Below are 19,579 nucleotides of genomic sequence, written 5' to 3'. Positions count from 1 at the left end.
ACAGGCGGCTGCGGGCGAATCTCGAGATTCGGGATCCGCGGCTGCCATCGCCTGCCGTGCCGAAGCAAGCTTGTGAAGCAGCCGGCATTGATGCAGGCCACCGATTACGGAATCTGGCGCTCGACTGGTCGAAACAGTACCAGGCTGTCGCGCAAGGCTGCACGAAGTTGAGCTGACTGGGGTGTTTACATTCCCCTCCATCGCCAGTTGCGGGGGGTGCGTTTATTCGTTCGACGTATGTATAAGATCAGAAGTCGGCTGGGGACGCTAAGGGACAAACAACAGAACGGTTAGCCGGCAACATGGCTAGACGGCTAAGTGGCCCGGTTCCAGAGTGGCCGAACGGCTGGCTGGATGGCTGGCTGGAGGGACCGCTCGGTGGCTGGGTGGCTGGGTGGCGGAGTGGCTGAGTGCCTGGGTGACTGGGTACCTGGGTGGTTGGCTTAGTGGTCAGGTGGCTGGGTAGCTGGGTAGCTGGGTAGCTGGGTAGCTAGGTGCTTGGGTACCTAGGTGGGTGCTTGGGCACCTGCGTGGGTGCCTGGGTGGCCGCGTGGTCGCGTGGCTGGACGATCGGGTGGGTGGATGACCTGGTGTCTGAATGGCAGGGAGCTGAGCGATTGAGCAACTGTAGGGGCACTGTCGGAAATCCGACACATGGATCGCCAGCCACATAGACGGTCTGGCGAATACGCGTATGCAAATGAGCCGATCTACGCATTCGCAAATGCGTTATCGCACTTTGCCAAGGTTGCGGATACTCCACCCAGCGAATCTCCATTCCAGATGCCGGTTCGCACGTCTCAGCACCTTCGCAAGTCCAGATCGCCGCGTGCCCGCTGCCAAGCTGTGCTCGCCCCTCAATGCAGGCGTGGAACGGCCATCAGGTAAAGGCTTCGGCGTGGCTGTGCTTCAGCAAAACTGGCAGTCGGCCTGCGAAATGTGCCATGCCTTTGCCGCGCGATGGCTGCATCAGGCAGCGTACCCAAGCTGCGCCGGACTGTACTGCGAACGATATTCGCCCAGGCGGAGGGCCATGTCGTTGAACAGCACGCCACGCGGAGAAATGCCGGCGTGGTTCAGACGCTTAATCGACTCGTTGATGTGGTTTTCGGTCGTCACCCCGGAGCGGGCGACGATGAACACGGCGCCGGCATGGGCGCCGATGATCAGCGCGTCGGCCACAGCCAGCAGCGGCGGTGGGTCGAGCAGCACCAGGTCGTAACGGGCGCTGGCGGCCTCGAGCAGGTTGGCGAAATTCAGCTGCAGCAGGAATTCGGAACGGTTGGTCGGCAGCTCGCCGGTGGGAATGAAGTCGAGGTTATCGAGCACGCCGCGGTGGATGACCTCGTCCACCGTCATGGCACCCAGGATGGCGCGCGACAAGCCGCGCACCCGGTCGACGCCGAAATAACGGTGCAGATGTCCATTGCGCAGGTCGGCGTCGATCAGCAGCACCCGCATGCCGCTGGCTGCCATCACGGCCGCGAAGTTGGCGGTGACGAAGGATTTACCGAGGCCGCGCGTGGGCCCGGCCACCATCACCACGTTGTTCTTAAAGTGCGGCATTGAGAAACGCAGCGCGGCGCGGAAGCTGCGCAGGCTTTCGACGGCAGGGTCTTCCGGCAGGATCTGGGCCAGCAAGGGCAGCACGCCATCGGGCTTCACCTTGCGCATCAGACGGTCTTCATTGCCGCTGTGCGGGATCGATGCGTACACCACGCGTGCGCGCAACAGGCGCTCGATCTTGGCCGGATCGTCGATGCCACCGCGCATGGCCTTGCGGGTGAAGGCGATCAGTGTGCCCAGGAACAGGCCGGTGACGACGGCCAGCGCCACGATCAGCGGACGGTTCGGCTTGATCGGACGTTCCGGCGCGATCGGCGCATCGACCAGCCGTACATTGCTGACCCGGCCAACCGAGATCAGGCGCAACTGCTGGGCGGTGTTCGACAGTGCGGTGTACAGGTCGGTATTGACCTTGATGTCGCGCGTCAGACGCGCCTCGTCCTGCTCCATCACTGGCAATGTACGGATGCGGCCCGCGATCGCTTCGATTTCGGCGTCAACTTCGCGGCGCTGGCGGTTGATGGCGGCGACCACCGGATGGTCTTCGGTGAAGCGTGCCAGCAGTTCGGCCTTCTTCTGCGTCAGCTCCATGCGCCGCGCGCGCGCGGCCGCCGCCTGCGCCAGGCTCATGCGCGCTTCTTCGCGCAGGTCGACGGTGCCGTGCGCGTTACGGAACTGGTTGTAGCGGTCTTCGGATTGCTCCAGCTGACGCTTGAGGATCGGCAGTTGCTGGTTGAGGAAGGCCAGCGACTTTTCCGCTTCCTCGGTCTTGCGTGCCAGGTTCTGGCGCATGTACTCGCGCCCGATCTCGCTCAGCAGGCCGTTGATGCGCTCGGCGTTTTCACCTTGCAGACGCACCTCGATCACGCCCGACTGCTTGCCCTGCTCGGTGATCACCATCGCGCGCTGGATCGCCTGGATGGTGCCGAGGCGCGACTTGCGCTTGATCTTGAAACGCGCGCCGGGCTTGGCCGTCATGCGGTCGACCTTGATCTCGACCAGTCCGTCCGGCGTGCGTACCCGGTAGCGCTGGCCGACGCTGGCATCGAAGGCGATGCGCTGGCCGCCGCCCGAGAAACGATAGCGGTTGCCGGGGCGCGCGGTCAGCACGAACTCGCGATTCAGCCAGCTCTCGGGCACCTCGAACACCGATACCTCGGCGCCCTCGCCGCCCCATACGAAACCGCCATAGCCGAACAGGCCGGGATTGGACAGCGCGCCGCCGTTCTGGCTGGCGAACCACGATCCCAGCACCGGAAAGTACTTCGGCTGCACCTCGACATAGAGCTGCAGGTTGTCGACCGCGCGCGAGACAACCATGCGCGAGCGCAGCAGCTCCATCTCGGCGATGGCGGCCTTTTTGGTTTCGAACAGCGACGACGCTTCGCTCAGAATGTTCTTCGATGCGTTCGGGCTTTCTTCCTCGACGTGGATCATCAGGTTGGCTTCGTACACGGGATTGGCCACCAGCGCGTACAGCACCGCCACCACGGTGATGATGGCGGTGATGCTGCCGATCAGCCAGCGGCTGTCGTACAGCGTGTTCAGATAGCCTTTCAGGTCGACGCTGGATTCCTCGGGCAGCGGCTCGGGTGGCCGCGGGTCGAACGGCACCGACAGCACCGGCGGGCTGTGCGATACCTGTGTGAGCGAATGCGCGTCGTGCGTACTGGTCATGCTGGCTTCCTCCGGCTCGGTGCGCTCACGGCGCTGACAGGTGCATCGGACATCGGCATCGGATCGGCTTTACACGGTCGAATCATGCATGGGCGCAAGACGCTCATGGACGCGCTCATGGACGTGCTCATGGACGCGCTTATGGCCGGTTGGTGACGCCGACCGCATTGGTCAGCGCGCCGGGGAAGATCAGGCTCAGGTTGCGATTCCAGTTGGCCAGGGGCGACGCGGCGACGTACACCACGTCCTTGGGACGCAGCTCGAAGGTTTCGGCCATCGCCAGCGCGCCTGAATCGCGGGCATCGAGACGGAACACGCGGGTGCGCTCGGCCGTCTTGCGCACCACATAGACCTGGCGCGCGTCGCCGCTCAATGGGCTGATGCCGCCGGTTTCGCCCAGCGCCTCATTCAACGTCAGACGGCCGTTGTGCATGGTGAGCGCGCGCGGCGTGATCACCTCGCCCGAGACGAACACCTTGCTTTCGTCGCGCGAATGCACGCGCACCACGTCGCCATGCGCTAGCAGGATGGTGCCGGGGTTGACGCCCTTTTGTACCAGCTCGCGCATGTTGACGGTGTAGCGCGCGTCGCCGCGCTCGACCACGATGCGGCTCTGGTCGGCCGTGGGCTGCATGCCACCGGCGCGGTTGATCGCCTCGACCAGCGTCATCGGAATGTCGTCGATGGCCTGCAGTCCGGGCAGGCGCACCTCGCCGTCGACATATACGCGGCGGCTGCGGTAGGCCTGCACGCGCAGGGTCAGGTTGGGATTGGCGATGTAGCGCGCCAGCCGCTTGGTGAGCAGCGCGCGCGCCTGCTCTTCGGTCAGGCCCTCGACCGGCAACAGGCCGGCAAGCGGGAACTGGATGCGTCCCTGGTGGTCGACCGCGAAGCCGGGCGGCGTCACGTTGGGCTGGACCACGCCGGCGTCGGCGGCCGAGGTGGCCATGGTCATGCCGCCGGCCGCGAGCTCGGGGTGGTCCCAGACCACGATCGAGAGGATGTCGCCGCGCCCGATCGTGTAGGGTGGCGGATGCTGCGCGAATAGCGGGCTCAGGTCTTGCCTGGCCGCCGCAGCGTTGGCCTGGCGTTCGCTGGCGATCAGGTTTTCGGTGATCAGCTCGGTGGGCGGCGCGGACTCGTTGCCGTGGCCCGAGCGCGCCGCTTCGCCGAAGCTGACGCCGGCGCTGGAAGCGCAGCCGCCGAGGATCAGCGCCAGGGCCAGAATCGGAACCAGGGTCGCCGCAGCGGACCAGCCTCGAACGCTGCCCGGATGGCGCCAGACGATGCCTGCAACTGAACGAAACAAAGCCATGATTGTTGCCTATCAAAAATAGTCGCGGTACTTGAACGATGCAGTCCAGAGTACGGCGTCCATCGGGCTTGGCTTTGCAGCTCGTCAAAAGGCAATCGGGCAGGGCGCGCGGCCGGGCCGGTCATACAGAACGTAAATCAGCGCATTTCTTCGAGCAGCTTGAGCCCGTCCGTGAAGCGCCAGATGCGGCGGATTTCGATGACGTCGAAACGTGCGGCCACGTTCGGCGGGAACGCCGAATAGCGCGCGTTGAGGCGCACGAAGCGGCGCACCGCCTCGTCCATGTCGGGCTGGCCGCTGGAGCGCACGATGGTCACGTCGTCGATGCTGCCGTCGCTGCGCAAGGCCAGGCTGACCAGGGGATCGGTGCGCACGTCGCGCGGTGCCAGCCGCGCGCCGCCCAGCACGGCATTGCGCTCGAGCTTCTGGCGCACGCTGTCAACGTACAGGCGCAGCGGCGCGTCGCGTTCGCCGCCGTTGGCCACGACACGGCGCGGATCGTTCTGCCCGGCTACGGGCGCCGGGACGCCGGCACCGGGGATGGTCAGGCCGCGCAGCAGCTCGCGCGCGCGGCTGCCTGGTAGCCCCGCAAGGGCACCCGGTTGCGATCGTTCGCCCATGCCGCTGCCGCTGCCAGGGGCGCCGACGCCGCTGCCGAGGCCGTCCGGCTGGCCGCTTCCCTGGCCCAGGCCGGGGCCCTGCGCCTGCAGGCGATCGGCCGCCGAACGCCGCGCAGCTTCGTCGGCCTGCTGCCGCGCCAGACGTTCGGCATCGGCACGGGCGCGTTCCTCGGCCTGCTGGCGTGCGCGTTCCTGTGCCAGCCGGTTCTGTTCCTGAATGCGCTGCTGCTCGGCCTGCTCTTGGGCCAGACGCTGCGCTTCGAGTCGCTGCCGCTCGGCTTGCTGCTGCGCCAGGCGCTCCGTTTCGAGCCGCTGTGTTTCAGCCTGCTCCCGTGCCTGGGCCAGGCGCCGTGCTTCGTCCTGGGCACGCTGCTGGGCGATGGCCTGCGCCTGCAAGGCCGCCTGTTCCGCGGCGCGCTGATCGGCCAGCTGGCGCGCAGCCTGCTCCTGCGCCTCGCGCTGTCGCAGCAATTCGTCATTGGCGCGGGCTGCCAGTGCCGCTTCCTGCGCCCGCCGCCCCTCCTCCTGACGCGCGCGCAATGCCTGCTCGTCGGCCAGCTGCCGTTGCTGTTCCAGTTGCTGACGCGCCAGACGCTCCTGCTCCTCCAGCTGCGCCGTCCTGCGCGCTTCATCGTCCGCCTGCTGGCGGGCGATCCGTTCGCGTTCCTGTTCCTGCTCCAACGCGCGCCGGCGCTCTTCTTCGGCCGCGATCCGTGCCAATTCCTCGGCATCGTCGGGGGCACTGGTGCTGGCTTCCTCGGCGGCGGACTGCGCCAGTTGCGGCGGCTCGATAATTTCTTCGACTTCCTGCGCCAGCAGTGGCGCCGGCTCCGGCACGACGTCGGGAAGCGGAACCGTGAAATCGGACTCCGGATTGGGCGCCGCGACGATGACCGGTGGCACGGCTTCGCGCACACGGCGCTTCACGGACGGCTGCTTGGCACGCTTCGGACGGGCGCGTGCGGGCGCCGGCGTTGCAGGCTCGATTGCAGGAGGCGGCGGCGGCAGGTCGACAAGACGCAAACCGGTCACCTTCGCGGCCTCGGGCGGCAGTAATGGTGCAGGTGCAGGCACAGGCTCCGGGACCGGCGCGCGAGGAGCCGCCGTGAGCGGAACCGATGCTACCGGCTCCGGCGCAAGCGCGACCGGCGGCGCAACAGGCGTCGCATCCGGCCCCAGACTCACGCTGATCGGTCCCCCGCTGCCCAGATCGAGTCCCGGCACGCCGAACTGCAGCGACAACAGCAAGCCATGCAGCAGCACCGATACGGCAATCCCGGCGCCAAGGCGACGGTCGCTGCGGATCGTGGCAGGGGATCGACTGCGTGCGGACGCTGATGGCATGTCGGGCTTGAGCAATTGTCAAGCTGGCATCTTAGCGTTTACTCAGCAGTAAAGCGAGGTGCACACGATACGATCCAGCCTCCGCCGGAGGCGAGCGCTGTGACGCAGGTCAGCGCTTGACCGGCAGGAAGGTGTAGGTTTCGCCGTGCGCCAGATACACCACCTCGCGTTCGAGTCCGGCGGCCTCGACCTCGCGCGCGAAGTCCTCGAGCGGCGACTTGAAGACGTCGTAGTCGTTGTAGTGGATCGGAATGGTCTTGCGTGGCCGCACTACCTGCATCATGCGCACGCCGTCCTTGCCGTCCATCGTCACCTTGACCACGCCCAGGATGCGGGTGCCGCCCAGGTGCAGCAATGCCAGGTCGATGCCGGGGAAGCGCTGCGGCACTTCCTTGATGTCGTCGATCACCAGCGTGTCGCCACTGATGTACATGCGATAGTCGGGCCGCGCGGCATTCTGGCCGAAATCGAGCACCGAGCCCATCACCTTGGGCAGTAGCGCCGCCACCCCGGCCGGTCCATGGCGGCCCGGGGTCGCGGTCACGCGCAGCTTGTTGCCGCCCTTGTTCACCTCCAGCTGGTCCCACGGATCGAGGCCGGTGACGCGAGTGAACCCGAGCTTTTCGAGGCTGCCGGTGGCCTGGCGGGTGCTGACGATCGGCACCGCACGGTCGAGGCGTTTCTGCACCAGCTGGTCAAAGTGGTCGCCGTGGAAGTGCGACAGCACCACCAGGTCGATCGGCGGCAGCTGGTCGAAGCTGATGGCGGGATTGGTCTTGCGTTCCGAGGTCAGGCCGTAACCGAGGTGGACGTGGTCGCCCTTGTGCAGGAAATTCGGATCGGTCAGGATCGTGAAGCCCTGGTAGCGGATCAGAACGGTTGCGGTGCCGATGAACTGCACCGTGCCCTGGCTGTTGTCGACCGGCGCTCCACTGCCAGGCAATTCAAGCGTGACGACTCGGCCGGGCTTGCCGCTCGGGGCCTGGGCGAAGGCTTGCTGCTGAACGCCGATCAGCCCGATGACAATTGCAGTGACGATGGCACAGACAGCGGACAGAGGGGCAAGGCGCATGGACAGTCTCCGGAAACCGGCGAACCGCCCGGCTCGCCCAGCCGTGAAGCTATCATGAAGCCGATGCGCGGGGCGTCCGCTTGCCGCCCAGGCTGGCGACCACCGCATGCAGGCTGGACTGGGCCTGGGCCCATGGCGTGCCGGCCAGCTGCGCGCCGCAGACAGGACACGGCTCGAGCGGATTGCAGTCGTGCTCGAGCTCGACGTAGTTGGCACCGACCACGGTCTTGCCCTGGTAGCTGTCGACCCGGCCCGGACGCGCGGCGGCCGGCGCCGCGCCCTCCCCTGCGGCGCCATCGATCCACTTGGCGAACGGTTCGGTCGCGGCGCCATCCGGGACATACCAGCGGCGCCGGGTCGGATTCCAGCGGGCGCCGAGCGCCTTGGCGGCGTCCTTCTCGGCATAGGGAACATTCAGAAAAACCATGGACGGGAAGTACTCCAGAATCGTTGGCGTGTGGGGGCGTCATTGTACAGCCAGCGCGCCCGCAGATGCGTACCGGCGACTGTTTCACTGCTCCTTCTCCAGACGCGCTGCAGCGGCATCGCTGGCGCGCTGTTCGCGCCGGTCCTTGCGGTAGGTGTAGACCAGGTTGGCGATCGAACTCAGCAACGCCGTGACGATGCCGACCAGGATGCTCACGTCCGCCAGCGTCCATGCGTCCCATATTGCCACGACACTGCCCAGGTATCCGGCTAGTCCGGTCAGATTGAATTTGTCGGTGAACACTGCGTCTCCTTTGCTCCGGCCAGCCGGCTTGCATACAGCGGTGGTTATCCATACGGCGTTCTTACAACGCTCTGTGCTAAATCAATACTGATGACAAAGTATAGAAAAGCTAAACCATGCAAGTCAAGAAAAACTATACACTTGCGTATAGCTTTCCTATACCATAAGCACATGGAACTTCAATCGATGATTGCCGGCTGGGTGCGCGATGCGCGCACGACGGCGGGACTATCCGGAGCCGCGCTCGGTGCCCGGCTCGCGCTCGAGCTCGGAACCGAGCGTGGCCATACCAAGGCCAATATCTCGCACTGGGAAAACGAGAAGCACAGCCCGAACCTGAAGCAGCTGCTGGCGATCGCCAAGGTCACCGGCAAGAGTCTGCCGGCCGATATCCTGGCGCCGATGTCCGGCAAGCCATGGGCCGAGCAGCCCGCGGAGGTAGCCGGTGCCATGCGCGTTGTCACGGCCGAGCACGACGACGATGGCTTCGTCCAGATCCCGATGGTCAAGCTACGGCTGTCGGCCGGCATCACCGGCTATCAGACCGAGCCCGAGCGGCGCGATGGCGGTACGCTCGGCATGCGCCGCACCTGGCTCGAACGGAACCAGTACAACCCGGTGCACTTGATCGCGATCTACGTCAAAGGCGAAAGCATGGAGCCGTCGCTATACGCGGGCGACATCGTGGTCATCAACACCCTGGATACCAAGCTGGTCGATGGCGCTGTGTACGCGTTCAACTATGAGGGAGAAGCGGTGGTCAAACGGCTGGCGCGCGACGCCGGCCAGTGGTGGCTGACGTCGGACAATGTGGACAAGGGAAAGTATCACCGCAAGCTGTGCCAGGGTGGTGAATGCATCGTCATCGGACGGGTCGTACGCAAGGAAAGTGACCGGATTTGAAACTGCGTGCCGGCATCGTCAGCATACGCGGCGTGCGGATCGCGCTCGCATTCGTGCAGGCGCGCTATCTTAGCGCCGGCATGGGCGACACGCTGCTGGCGCAATTGACGCCCTATTTTCCCGGCCTGCCGATCATGCTGGTATCGATCAAGGGCAGTCCCCGACGCGCGTATGCGACGTTCGACACGAGCGCCCTGCTCGCCGAGCTCGACCTGGAGCGGATGGAAGAACGCGAGATCAATTTCGATATTCCACCTCCGGATACGCGCGAGCTGCCGTTCTGACGTTTTTGTAAGAGTGCGGAACAGTTGCGCACACGGGCGAATAACCCGCGGCCTTACTGCCGCCCGTATGACGCTCGCTCATGACGGCTTACGCAACACCTCCAATAAATCTGATTGTCACTCAGGATTATTCGAATTTATTTTCGCTTCGCCCAGCCGTATATTGATGACTCCAGTTCATTTTGAAGCGAGAAAGCAATGCGAAGTTATCCGACTAATAGTCCTAAAGCCATGAGCCGCCTGCTGACCCTGGCCATGATCGCCGACGGCCGCCTGGCGCCGCAAGAGCTCAAGGCCCTGCACCGCAGCGGCCTGCTCGCTGTGCTGCGGGTGAGCGAAGACACGTTCGATGAAACCGCCGGCGAGCTGTGCCAGGACCTGCTGTCGACCAGCCGCAATCGCGAGCCGGGCATGGTGGATATCGAGCCGGAAACGATCGACCGGTTGCTGGAAGAGGTACAAGACCCGGCGCTGCGCGCGACCGTATTGAAAGGCATGCTGGAAATCGCGCGCGCCGACAGCGTGATCGATCATCGCGAGCGCAGGCTGCTGCGCCGGGCAGTCAATGCCTGGGCCGAATCGGAATTCGCCGCTGCGCTGTAAGAAAACAGGGATGGTCTTGGCCTGCCCAGCTGGGTTCGAACCAGCGACCCTCAGCTTAGAAGGCTGATGCTCTATCCAACTGAGCTATGGGCAGTTTATGCCGCACTGCGATGACGCCAGAACGGCGCCACCAAAAGAAAACGGGCTGTCAAAAGACAGCCCGTCATGAAGCTATGGTCGGAGTACAAGGATTCGAACCTTGGACCCCCTGGTCCCAAACCAGGTGCGCTACCGGGCTGCGCTACACTCCGTCGACCAGAATAATACTCCTGCCGGGGCGCGGCGTCAATCCAGCCAAGTCGCTACCTTTCAAGAATCAGCGTTGGCGGCGCCGCGCATCACGGCGCCGACCTCGTTTCAGGCCGCCAGTTTGTCGGCGATCCGGCGTGCCATGCTCTCCGCCAGCTCGGCTTCCCTCGCCTCGACCATTACTCGGATCAGGGGCTCGGTGCCCGACGCCCGGATCAGCACGCGGCCATTGTCGCCCAGCTCGCGCTCGACCGCTTCTTTCTCGGCCACCAGGGCCCCGTCGCTGGTCCAGTCGAAGCCTGGCGTGACCTTCTTGTTGATCAGGGTCTGCGGGAACAGCGTCAACTCGGCGCAGCAGTCGGCCAGCGACTTGTTGCCGCGCTTGAGCGCCGACAGCACCTGCAGCGCCGAGACGATGCCGTCGCCGGTGGTGTGCTTGTCCAACGCCAGCAGGTGGCCCGAACCTTCGCCGCCGAGCAGCCAGCCGCGCTCGTTCATGACTTCCAGCACGTAGCGGTCGCCCACCTTGGCGCGCGCGAAGCCGATGCCCATCTGCTTGAACGCCACTTCCAGCGCCATATTCGTCATCAGGGTGCCGACGGCACCGGCCACCGGGCCGGTGCTCATGCGGTCGCGCACCATCACGTACAGCAGCTCGTCGCCGTTATAGACACGGCCATTGGCGTCGACCATGATCAGGCGGTCGGCGTCGCCGTCCAGCGCGATGCCGAGGTCGGCCTTGTTGGCCACCACGGCTTCCGACAGCGCTTTCGGTGCGGTGGCGCCGAAGCCGGCGTTGATGTTGAAGCCGTCCGGCTGGGCGCCGATCGAGATCACCTCGGCGCCGAGTTCGTGGAACACATGCGGTGCGATGTTGTAGGCGGCGCCATGGGCGCTGTCGACCACGATCTTCAGGCCGCGCAGGTCGAGTTCGTTCGGGAAGGTGCTCTTGCAGAATTCGATGTAGCGGCCCTGGGCGTCGCGCAGGCGCGTCGCGCGCCCCAGCTTGTCGGATGGCACGCAACCCATCGGCTGGTCGATCGCTTCTTCAATTTCGAGCTCGACCGAATCCGGCAGCTTGGTGCCGTGGCGCGAGAAGAACTTGATGCCGTTGTCCTGGAACGGATTGTGCGAGGCCGAGATCACCACGCCGGCCTGCAGGCGCAGGGCGCGGGTCAGATAGGCGATGGCAGGGGTCGGCATCGGGCCGGCCAGCATCGAATCCACGCCGGCGGCCGAGAAGCCGGCCTCCAGCGCTGCTTCGAGCATATAGCCGGAGATCCGGGTGTCCTTGCCGATCAGGACCACCGGACGGCCGCCGCTCGACTTGGCGCCCTTGGCCAGGACGGTGCCGGCGGCGTAGCCGAGGCGCATGACGAACTCGGGAGTGATCGGTGCGACGCCCACCAGGCCACGGACGCCATCGGTACCGAAATATTTGCGTGCCATCTTGTTCTCTTTCTTAAAATTTCAAACGGTTGCAGCGCTCGCGCTCGCGCCCGGGTTCATCGCCGCATGCCACACCTTCAGGGCGTCGACGGTCTCTGCCACATCATGCACACGCACGATTCTAGCGCCATGCGCTACCGCAGCCAATGCCGCTCCGATGCTTCCAGGCATTCTTGCCTCCAGTGGACGGCCCGTAACCGCGCCGATCATCGACTTGCGCGACATGCCGGCCAGCACCGGCAAGTCCAGTTCATCGCGCATGCGGCGCAGGCCGTGCAGCAAAGCATAGTTGTGCTCGACGGTCTTGCCGAAGCCGAAGCCCGGATCGACGCAGATGCGCGAACGCTCGACGCCGGCCGCGGTCATTGCATCCACGCGTTCGCGCAGGAAAGCGATCACTTCCCCCACCACGTCGCCGTACTGCGGCGCCTGCTGCATGGTCTCGGGCGTGGCCTGCATGTGCATCACGCACAGGCCGCAATCGCTGTCGAGCACGGCTTCGAGCGCGCCGGGCGCGCGGAAACCGTTGATGTCGTTGATCATGTCGGCGCCCGCGATCAGGGCTTCACGCATCACCTGCGGCTTGCAGGTATCGACCGACAGTGCGACGTCGAGCGTCTTGAGCGCATACAGGGCCGGCATCACGCGCCGCAGTTCCTCCTCGACCGGCACGCTGGGCGCGCCGGGACGGGTCGATTCGCCGCCGATGTCGATCATGGTGGCGCCATCGCGGATCATGTCTTCGGCGCGGCCGAGTGCGAACTCGAGGCCCTGGTAGCGGCCGCCGTCGGAAAACGAATCCGGGGTGACATTCAGGATGCCCATCACGATCGGGCGCAGGGAGTCGGGCCCGCTCAGCTCGAAGCTGAAGCGGCCGCATTGGAGTTGCTTGTTCATGGCGAGAAGGTAAACGAAAAAGGCACCCTGACGGGTGCCTTTTGATTGAGTCAGACAGCGTCAGGCCGGTGCGGTGGCATTCGGCGCCACACCGCCCGAGCCGCTGTCGCCCGGCGGCGAGCGCTTGGTCAACACCGTCTTCGGCTGGCGCGGCTCGTGGCCGGCCATGATGTCGTTGATCTGCTCGGTGTCGATGGTTTCCCAGTCGAGCAGCGCTTTGGTCATCATCTCGACCTTGTCGCGGTTCTCTTCCAGCAGACGGCGTGCCAGCGCGTACTGCTTGTCGAGGATGGCGCGGATTTCGGCGTCGACCTTTTGCTGGGTCGCTTCCGAGATGGTCTTGGTGGCGCCGCCGAAGAAGCCTTCGTTCTCGCTGTCTTCGTACACCATCACGCCCATGCTCTCGGACATGCCGAAACGGGTCACCATCGAGCGCGCCAGCTTGGTGGCACGCGAGAAGTCGTTCGAAGCGCCGGTCGACATCTGGCCGACGAAGATCTCTTCGGCGATACGGCCACCGAACAGGATCGAGATTTCTTCCAGCATCTTGTCCTTGTAACCCGACAGCGCGTCGTGCTCCGGCAGCTGCCAGGTCAGGCCCAGCGCATAGCCGCGCGGCATGATGGTGACCTTGTGTACCGGATCGGCCTTCGGCAGCAGCTTGGCGACCACCGCGTGGCCCGACTCGTGGTAGGCCGTGTTGCGGCGCTCTTCCTCGCGGATGACCATCGACTTGCGCTCCGGACCCATGTAGATCTTGTCCTTGGCGTCTTCAAAGTCGATCATCTCGACCAGGCGCTTGCTGCGGCGTGCGGCGAACAGCGCGGCTTCGTTGACCAGGTTGGCCAGGTCGGCGCCCGAGAAGCCCGGGGTGCCGCGTGCCAGGATGTCGGCCTTCACGTCGGTGCCGATCGGCACTTTACGCATGTGCACGTTCAGGATCTGTTCACGGCCGCGGATGTCCGGCAGGCCCACCATCACCTGGCGGTCGAAACGGCCCGGACGCAGCAGCGCTTTATCGAGCACGTCGGCGCGGTTGGTGGCAGCGATCACGATCACGCCCGACTGGGCTTCGAAACCGTCCATCTCGACCAGCAGCTGGTTCAGCGTCTGTTCACGTTCGTCGTTGCCGCCGCCCATGCCGGCGCCGCGGTGACGGCCGACCGCGTCGATCTCGTCGATGAAGATGATGCAAGGCGAATGCTTCTTGGCATTCTCGAACATGTCACGCACACGGCTGGCGCCGACGCCGACGAACATCTCGACGAAGTCGGAACCCGAGATCGAGAAGAACGGCACCTTGGCTTCGCCGGCGATGGCGCGTGCCAGCAGGGTTTTACCGGTACCCGGTGGACCGACCATCAGCACGCCGCGTGGAATGCGGCCGCCCAGTTTCTGGAACTTGGTCGGGTCTTTCAGGAAGTCGACGATTTCCGAGACTTCTTCTTTCGCCTCGTCGCAACCGGCGACGTCGGTGAAGGTAACGGTGTTGTTGGTTTCATCCAGCATGCGCGCCTTCGACTTGCCGAAGGAGAACGCGCCGCCCTTGCCGCCGCCCTGCATCTGGCGCATGAAGAACACCCACACGCCGATCAGGAGCAGCATCGGGAACCACGAGATGAACACTTGCTGCAGGAAACCTGGCTCTTCAGGCGGCTTGACGTCGAAGCGCACGCCGTTCTCGCGCAGGTCGCCGATCAGGCCACGGTCGAGGATGGTGGCAGTGGCGCGCACCTTGGTGTCGTCGCTCTTGACCGCAGTGATGTTCTGACCTTCGATCAGGACTTCCTTGATGCGGCGCGCCTTCACTTCATCGAGCAGCTCGGAATAAGCGATGGTCTTGCTGCCGCCGGCGACGCTGTGGGTGTCGAACTGCTTGAACAGCATGAACAACAGCAGCGCGACGACCACCCAGATGGCGGATTTGGAAAACATATTATTCACGAAAACTCCTCCGATGCGATGTGCATCTCTACCGATTTCAGACTTCCGATTTTACTCGCAATAAGCCGACGCTGCCACGCAACACCTGCAATAGTGCCGGAAATACACTTGATTATCGCCTTATCGGCGACGCATCCATGAAAATGCGGCGCCAAGCGGACGATCACGGGGCTGATGTGTGGCCGCGCGCGGAGATTTCAAGAGCAATTTGCTGCCCTGGATCAAGCATTTTCCCGGCCAACAATTCGGCCCGGCGGCGCCCGCCCTATTCCGCCGGGTTCTTGAGGCCACGCCCGAGCAGGAAAATCTCGGACGATTTATCGCGGCTAGCTTTTGGCTTGATCTGTTTCACGACCTTGAATTCGGTGCGGAATTTTTCCAGGATCTGGGTAAAACCCATGTCTTTAAAACACTTCACCAGCAGGGCGCCGCCCGGTTTCAAATGCATTTGTGAAAATTCGATCGCCAGGTCGATCAAATGTTCCATGCGCGCTGCGTCGGCGTGGCCGATGCCCGATAGATTTGGCGCCATATCGGACAGCACCAGGTCGGCCTTGCGCCCGGCCAGCACCTCGTCGAGCTGGTCCAGCACCTCTTCTTCGCGGAAGTCGCCCTGGATGGTGTGAACGTCGGCCACCGGTTCCATCGGCAGGATGTCGAGGCCGATGATGGTGCCATGGATACCGCCCTCGGCCGCGCCGGCCAGCTTGCGCCGGGTGTACTGGGCCCAGCTGCCGGGAGTGCAGCCCAGGTCGACGATGGTCTGGCCCGGCTTGATCAGTTTCTCGGCCTCGTCGATTTCTTTCAGCTTGTAAGCGGCGCGGGCGCGGTAGCCCTCTTTCTGCGCCAGTTTGACGTACGGATCGTTAATGTGGTCGTGCAACCAGTTTTTGTTTAATTTGTTCTTGGCCATTCGCGTAGAATACTGCTTTTATAGGTACATCAAAGATTTATTATTATGCTTAAACTCACTCCGGCCGAGCGCAGCGCCCTGCGCGCGGAAGCCCACGGGCTCAATCCAGTCGTCATGATCGGCGAAGCCGGCCTCACCGAATCCGTGGTCAAGGAAATCGGCGCCAGCCTCGACGCCCACGGCCTGATCAAGGTGCGCGTGTTTGGCGACGATCGCGAAGCGCGCGTCGCCATGTACGAGCAGATCTGCGCCGACCTGGATGCGGCCCCGGTCCAGCACATCGGCAAGCTGCTGGTGCTGTACCGACCGAAAAAGGAAGCCGTCAAGGAACGCAGCAGCAAGGCCGGCCCGGGCATGCGCGAAGTCACCATCGTCAAGGCCAGCGCCAGCGGCACCAAGAAGCCGAGTGTCACCAAGGTCATGCTGAAGGGGAACGAACGCGTTACCGCCGGCGGCAACATCAAGCGCGCCAAGCCGCGTCAGACCAGTACCAAGAAGAATTTGCTGAACAAGTAATTCGAGAAACCGGGGCAACCCGGTTTTTTTACGCCCGCAGGGTTGGCGGCTAGCGCAGCCTGACCAGCAGCCATGCCCCGAGCACGCTCTGCACGATGTGGAACAGCTGCGACACCCCATGCATCACCGCGAACCGGGTCCAGTACGGCGAAGCGCGCACGCCGTCCGGGCCGGCAAGCTCGCGCAGGTGCGCCATCGCCGGCTGCAGGCCGACGAAGATCACCAGGGTACAGGCCAGCATCGCCAGCACCAGCAGGTTCAGAAAACGCTTGCGCGCCGGCGCCAGGTCTTTCGACACCCGCAGCAGCACGAACAGCAGCAGCGCACAGGCGATCGACAGCCAGGCCTGGCGCGTCAGGAGCGTGGCGACCAGGTTACCGGCTTGCCCGCTTTCCAGCACCGCAAACGCCGCCGGCGCCGCGATGTAGCCGAGCGCCCACAGGCTGCCCGCCCACAGCGCCGCCACCAGCAGGCGCGCCGCCGGCAGGCGCCCGCCGGCAGGAGTCGCGGCTTGCGTCATCAGACGTAGCGCACTTCGAGGATTTCGTACTCGCGTGGACCCGACGGGGCCTGGACTTCGACCACGTCTTCGGCGTACTTGCCGATCAGGGCGCGTGCGATCGGCGAGGTCACCGATACCTTGTTCAGCTTCAGGTCGGCTTCGTCGATGCCGACGATCTGGTAGCTGACCTTCTGGCCGTTTTCCAGGTCTTCCAGGTCGACGGTGGCGCCGAACACCACACGCCCTTCGGCGTCCAGGGTCGACGGGTCGATGATCTGGGCGGTGCTGAGTTTACCTTCCAGCTCGGCGATGCGGCCTTCGACGAAGGCCTGGCGCTCCTTGGCGGCGTCGTACTCGGCGTTCTCGGACAGGTCGCCATGCGAACGCGCCTCGGCGATCGCATCGATCACGTTGCGGCGCTCCTTGGTCTTGAGCTGGTGCAGCTCTTCCTTCAGGAGTTCCGCGCCGAATTTGGTCAATGGAGTGTTCATGGTTCTCTGCGTTAGTGTGAATTCAAGCGTACCGCATGCTTCCCTCTCCTCGCTCGACAATCGCCGCACGAAGCACAGTAAAGCGAAAACCACAGAGGCACGCGGCGCCAGGGCCGCGCGAACTCTGTGGTTGATGGGTACTACGTGTGCTTAGTGTAAGGTTTTATGCAGACCTTGTAAATCGTACACGCGCAGTTCGTCGATGTGACGCATGCCCTCGATCGCCGCTTCGGCGCCGAAGATGGTGGTGAAGGTCACCACACGCGAAGCCAGCGCCGAGGTACGGATGGTGCGCGAATCGTTCACCGCGCTGCGCTTTTCCTCGACCGTGTTCACGACCATCACGATCTCGTGGTTCTTGATCATGTCGACCACGTGCGGACGGCCTTCCAGCACCTTGTTCACGGCGCGTACCGGCAGGCCGGCGGCCGCGATCACGGCGGCGGTGCCCTTGGTCGCGACCAGCGTGAAGCCGAGCGCCACCAGATCACGCGCGACAGCGACAGCGCGCGGCTTGTCCGAACCCTTCACCGACAGGAACACGGTGCCCGACTTCGGCAGCGTGACGCCGGCCGCCAGCTGGGCCTTCACAAAAGCTTCGCCGAACGAGGTGCCGACACCCATCACTTCGCCGGTCGACTTCATTTCCGGTCCCAGGATGGTGTCGACGCCCGGGAACTTCACGAACGGGAACACGACTTCCTTGACGCTGTAGAACGGCGGGATCACTTCCTTATCGATGCCCTGGCTGGCCAGCGTCTGGCCAACCATGCAACGCGCGGCGATTTTTGCCAGCTGCAGGCCGGTCGCTTTCGAGACGAACGGCACGGTACGCGAAGCGCGCGGGTTCACTTCCAGCACATAAACGGTATCAACCGTTTGGCCGTTTTCCTCGGTCTGCTGGATCGCGAACTGCACGTTCATCAGGCCGACCACGTTCAGGGCTTTCGCCATCAGCGAGGTCTGGCGCTTGAGTTCATCGATGGTCGCTTGCGACAGCGAGTACGGCGGCAGCGAGCAGGCCGAGTCGCCCGAGTGCACGCCGGCCTGTTCGATGTGTTCCATCACGCCGCCGATAAAGGTGGCTTCGCCGTCCGAGATGCAGTCGACGTCGACTTCGATGGCGTCGTTCAGGAAGCGGTCCAGCAGCACCGGCGAATCGTTCGATACCTTGACCGCTTCGCGCATGTAGCGCTCCAGGTCGCGCTGCTCGTGCACGATTTCCATGGCGCGGCCGCCCAGCACGTAGGATGGACGCACCACCAGCGGGTAGCCGATCTCGGACGCCAGCGTCAAGGCTTCGGCTTCGGTACGCGCGGTGCGGTTCGGCGGCTGGCGCAGGCCGAGCTGCTGCAGCAGTTGCTGGAAACGCTCGCGGTCTTCGGCGGCGTCGATCATGTCCGGCGAGGTGCCGATGATCGGCACGCCGTTGGCTTCCAGGTCCAGCGCCAGTTTCAACGGGGTCTGGCCGCCGTACTGCACGATCACGCCGACCGGCTTTTCCAGTTCCACGATCTCGAGCACGTCTTCCAGCGTCAGCGATTCGAAGTACAGACGGTCCGACGTATCGTAGTCGGTCGACACGGTCTCAGGGTTGCAGTTGACCATGATGGTTTCGTAGCCGTCTTCGCGCATCGCCAGCGCAGCATGCACGCAGCAGTAGTCGAACTCGATGCCCTGGCCGATGCGGTTAGGACCGCCGCCCAGCACCATGATCTTCTTCTTGTCGGTCGGATTCGACTCGCACTCTTCATCGTACGTCGAATACATGTAGGCGGTGTTGGTCGCGAACTCCGCGGCGCAGGTGTCGACGCGCTTGTACACCGGACGGATGTCCAGGGCGTGGCGACGGGCGCGCACCGCGCTCGGCTCGACCTTCAGCAGGAAGGCCAGGCGGCGGTCGGCGAAGCCCTTCTGCTTCAACTTGTACAGCACGGTCTTGTCGAGCGACTCCAGGGTCTGGGTTTCCAGCCACAGTTCGATGTCGACGATCTCCTTGATCTGCACCAGGAACCACGGGTCGATCTTGGTGAGGTTGTGCACTTCGTCCAGCGTGAAGCCCTGGGCGAACGCGTCGCCCACGTACCAGATACGCTCGGGACCAGGCTCGCCCAGTTCTTCTTCGATCTTCTCGCGGTCGCGCGTCTTTTCGTTCAGGCCGTCGACGCCGACTTCCAGACCGCGCAGCGCTTTCTGGAACGATTCCTGGAAGGTGCGGCCCATCGCCATCACTTCACCGACCGATTTCATCTGGGTGGTCAGGTGCTTGTCGGCGGTCGGGAATTTCTCGAACGTGAAGCGCGGGATCTTGGTGACCACGTAGTCGATCGACGGTTCAAAACTGGCCGGAGTGGCGCCGCCGGTGATCTCGTTGCGCAGTTCGTCGAGCGTGAAGCCGACAGCCAGCTTGGCCGCCACTTTGGCGATAGGGAAGCCGGTTGCTTTCGAGGCCAGCGCCGACGAACGCGACACGCGCGGGTTCATCTCGATGACGATCATGCGGC

17 protein-coding genes and 2 tRNA genes are annotated in these 19,579 nt (G+C 64.2%); 4 read left to right on the top strand and 15 right to left on the bottom strand.

Going from position 1 to position 19,579, the window contains the following annotated elements; genetic code table 11:
* Positions 1 to 969: 969 nt before the first annotated feature.
* The 6 genes from RTQ83_RS10325 to RTQ83_RS10300 form a co-directional block, all read right to left on the bottom strand.
* Positions 970 to 3,243: a polysaccharide biosynthesis tyrosine autokinase gene (locus RTQ83_RS10325; RefSeq protein ID WP_312514061.1), complete on the bottom strand. Its 2,274-nt coding sequence runs from the start codon at positions 3,241 to 3,243 to the stop codon at positions 970 to 972.
* Between the two features lie 139 nt (positions 3,244 to 3,382).
* A complete protein-coding gene (locus RTQ83_RS10320) occupies positions 3,383 to 4,558 on the bottom strand; it encodes a polysaccharide biosynthesis/export family protein (RefSeq protein ID WP_312514059.1) in 1,176 nt (391 codons plus the stop codon).
* A gap of 137 nt (positions 4,559 to 4,695) precedes the next feature.
* Positions 4,696 to 6,201, bottom strand: a complete 1,506-nt coding sequence (locus RTQ83_RS10315; protein ID WP_312514057.1) for an energy transducer TonB — start codon at positions 6,199 to 6,201, stop codon at positions 4,696 to 4,698.
* 430 nt (positions 6,202 to 6,631) lie between these two features.
* The gene (locus tag RTQ83_RS10310; protein ID WP_312514055.1) at positions 6,632 to 7,594 is read right to left on the bottom strand and encodes an MBL fold metallo-hydrolase; all 963 of its coding nucleotides are present in this window, start codon (positions 7,592 to 7,594) and stop codon (positions 6,632 to 6,634) included.
* Between the two features lie 52 nt (positions 7,595 to 7,646).
* Positions 7,647 to 8,021 (bottom strand): DUF5710 domain-containing protein, encoded by a 375-nt coding sequence (locus tag RTQ83_RS10305; RefSeq protein WP_312514053.1) that lies wholly within the window; start codon positions 8,019 to 8,021, stop codon positions 7,647 to 7,649.
* A gap of 84 nt (positions 8,022 to 8,105) precedes the next feature.
* Complete coding sequence (locus tag RTQ83_RS10300; protein WP_312514051.1) at positions 8,106 to 8,324, bottom strand: holin; 219 nt, start codon at positions 8,322 to 8,324, stop codon at positions 8,106 to 8,108.
* A gap of 171 nt (positions 8,325 to 8,495) precedes the next feature.
* Here RTQ83_RS10300 and RTQ83_RS10295 point away from each other — a divergent pair, with 171 nt between their 5' ends.
* The 3 genes from RTQ83_RS10295 (at position 8,496) to RTQ83_RS10285 (ending at position 10,114) form a co-directional block, all read left to right on the top strand.
* A complete protein-coding gene (locus tag RTQ83_RS10295) occupies positions 8,496 to 9,227 on the top strand; it encodes an XRE family transcriptional regulator (RefSeq protein ID WP_312514049.1) in 732 nt (243 codons plus the stop codon).
* Positions 9,224 to 9,511 (top strand): hypothetical protein, encoded by a 288-nt coding sequence (locus RTQ83_RS10290; RefSeq protein WP_312514047.1) that lies wholly within the window; start codon positions 9,224 to 9,226, stop codon positions 9,509 to 9,511. The genes RTQ83_RS10295 and RTQ83_RS10290 overlap by 4 nt, the downstream gene beginning before the upstream one ends.
* Before the next feature lie 231 nt (positions 9,512 to 9,742).
* Positions 9,743 to 10,114: a TerB family tellurite resistance protein gene (locus tag RTQ83_RS10285; RefSeq protein WP_312514046.1), complete on the top strand. Its 372-nt coding sequence runs from the start codon at positions 9,743 to 9,745 to the stop codon at positions 10,112 to 10,114.
* A 17-nt stretch (positions 10,115 to 10,131) separates the two neighbouring features.
* On the opposite strand, the gene RTQ83_RS10280 is transcribed toward RTQ83_RS10285, so the two are convergent.
* The 6 genes from RTQ83_RS10280 to RTQ83_RS10255 all read right to left on the bottom strand — a co-directional run bounded on the left by RTQ83_RS10280 (position 10,132) and on the right by RTQ83_RS10255 (position 15,566).
* Positions 10,132 to 10,208, bottom strand: a tRNA-Arg gene (locus RTQ83_RS10280).
* A gap of 80 nt (positions 10,209 to 10,288) precedes the next feature.
* A tRNA-Pro gene (locus RTQ83_RS10275) sits at positions 10,289 to 10,365 on the bottom strand.
* A gap of 106 nt (positions 10,366 to 10,471) precedes the next feature.
* The gene (glmM, locus tag RTQ83_RS10270; RefSeq protein WP_312514044.1) at positions 10,472 to 11,812 is read right to left on the bottom strand and encodes a phosphoglucosamine mutase; all 1,341 of its coding nucleotides are present in this window, start codon (positions 11,810 to 11,812) and stop codon (positions 10,472 to 10,474) included.
* A 21-nt stretch (positions 11,813 to 11,833) separates the two neighbouring features.
* A complete protein-coding gene (folP, locus tag RTQ83_RS10265) occupies positions 11,834 to 12,709 on the bottom strand; it encodes a dihydropteroate synthase (RefSeq protein WP_312514042.1) in 876 nt (291 codons plus the stop codon).
* A 60-nt stretch (positions 12,710 to 12,769) separates the two neighbouring features.
* Positions 12,770 to 14,653, bottom strand: a complete 1,884-nt coding sequence (ftsH, locus tag RTQ83_RS10260) for an ATP-dependent zinc metalloprotease FtsH (RefSeq protein WP_312514040.1) — start codon at positions 14,651 to 14,653, stop codon at positions 12,770 to 12,772.
* A 265-nt stretch (positions 14,654 to 14,918) separates the two neighbouring features.
* Positions 14,919 to 15,566, bottom strand: coding sequence for an RlmE family RNA methyltransferase (locus RTQ83_RS10255; protein ID WP_312514038.1), 648 nt, complete (start codon positions 15,564 to 15,566; stop codon positions 14,919 to 14,921).
* 45 nt (positions 15,567 to 15,611) lie between these two features.
* Between RTQ83_RS10255 and yhbY the strand changes: the two genes are divergently transcribed.
* On the top strand, positions 15,612 to 16,082 hold the full coding sequence (yhbY, locus tag RTQ83_RS10250; protein ID WP_312514036.1) for a ribosome assembly RNA-binding protein YhbY: 471 nt from the start codon (positions 15,612 to 15,614) through the stop codon (positions 16,080 to 16,082).
* A 49-nt stretch (positions 16,083 to 16,131) separates the two neighbouring features.
* On the opposite strand, the gene RTQ83_RS10245 is transcribed toward yhbY, so the two are convergent.
* From RTQ83_RS10245 to carB, 3 genes are all read right to left on the bottom strand, one after another.
* Positions 16,132 to 16,602 (bottom strand): DUF4149 domain-containing protein, encoded by a 471-nt coding sequence (locus RTQ83_RS10245; protein ID WP_312514035.1) that lies wholly within the window; start codon positions 16,600 to 16,602, stop codon positions 16,132 to 16,134.
* Complete coding sequence (gene greA, locus RTQ83_RS10240) at positions 16,602 to 17,075, bottom strand: transcription elongation factor GreA (protein ID WP_312514033.1); 474 nt, start codon at positions 17,073 to 17,075, stop codon at positions 16,602 to 16,604. Before greA ends, RTQ83_RS10245 begins: the two co-directional genes overlap by 1 nt.
* A gap of 150 nt (positions 17,076 to 17,225) precedes the next feature.
* On the bottom strand, positions 17,226 to 19,579 hold a 2,354-nt coding region (gene carB, locus RTQ83_RS10235), incomplete at its 5' end, for a carbamoyl-phosphate synthase large subunit (protein ID WP_312514031.1).

Source organism: Massilia sp. (assembly GCF_031995545.1).
Classification (GTDB): domain Bacteria; phylum Pseudomonadota; class Gammaproteobacteria; order Burkholderiales; family Burkholderiaceae_D; genus Telluria.
This window is presented reverse-complemented; position numbering and strand designations above follow the sequence as displayed.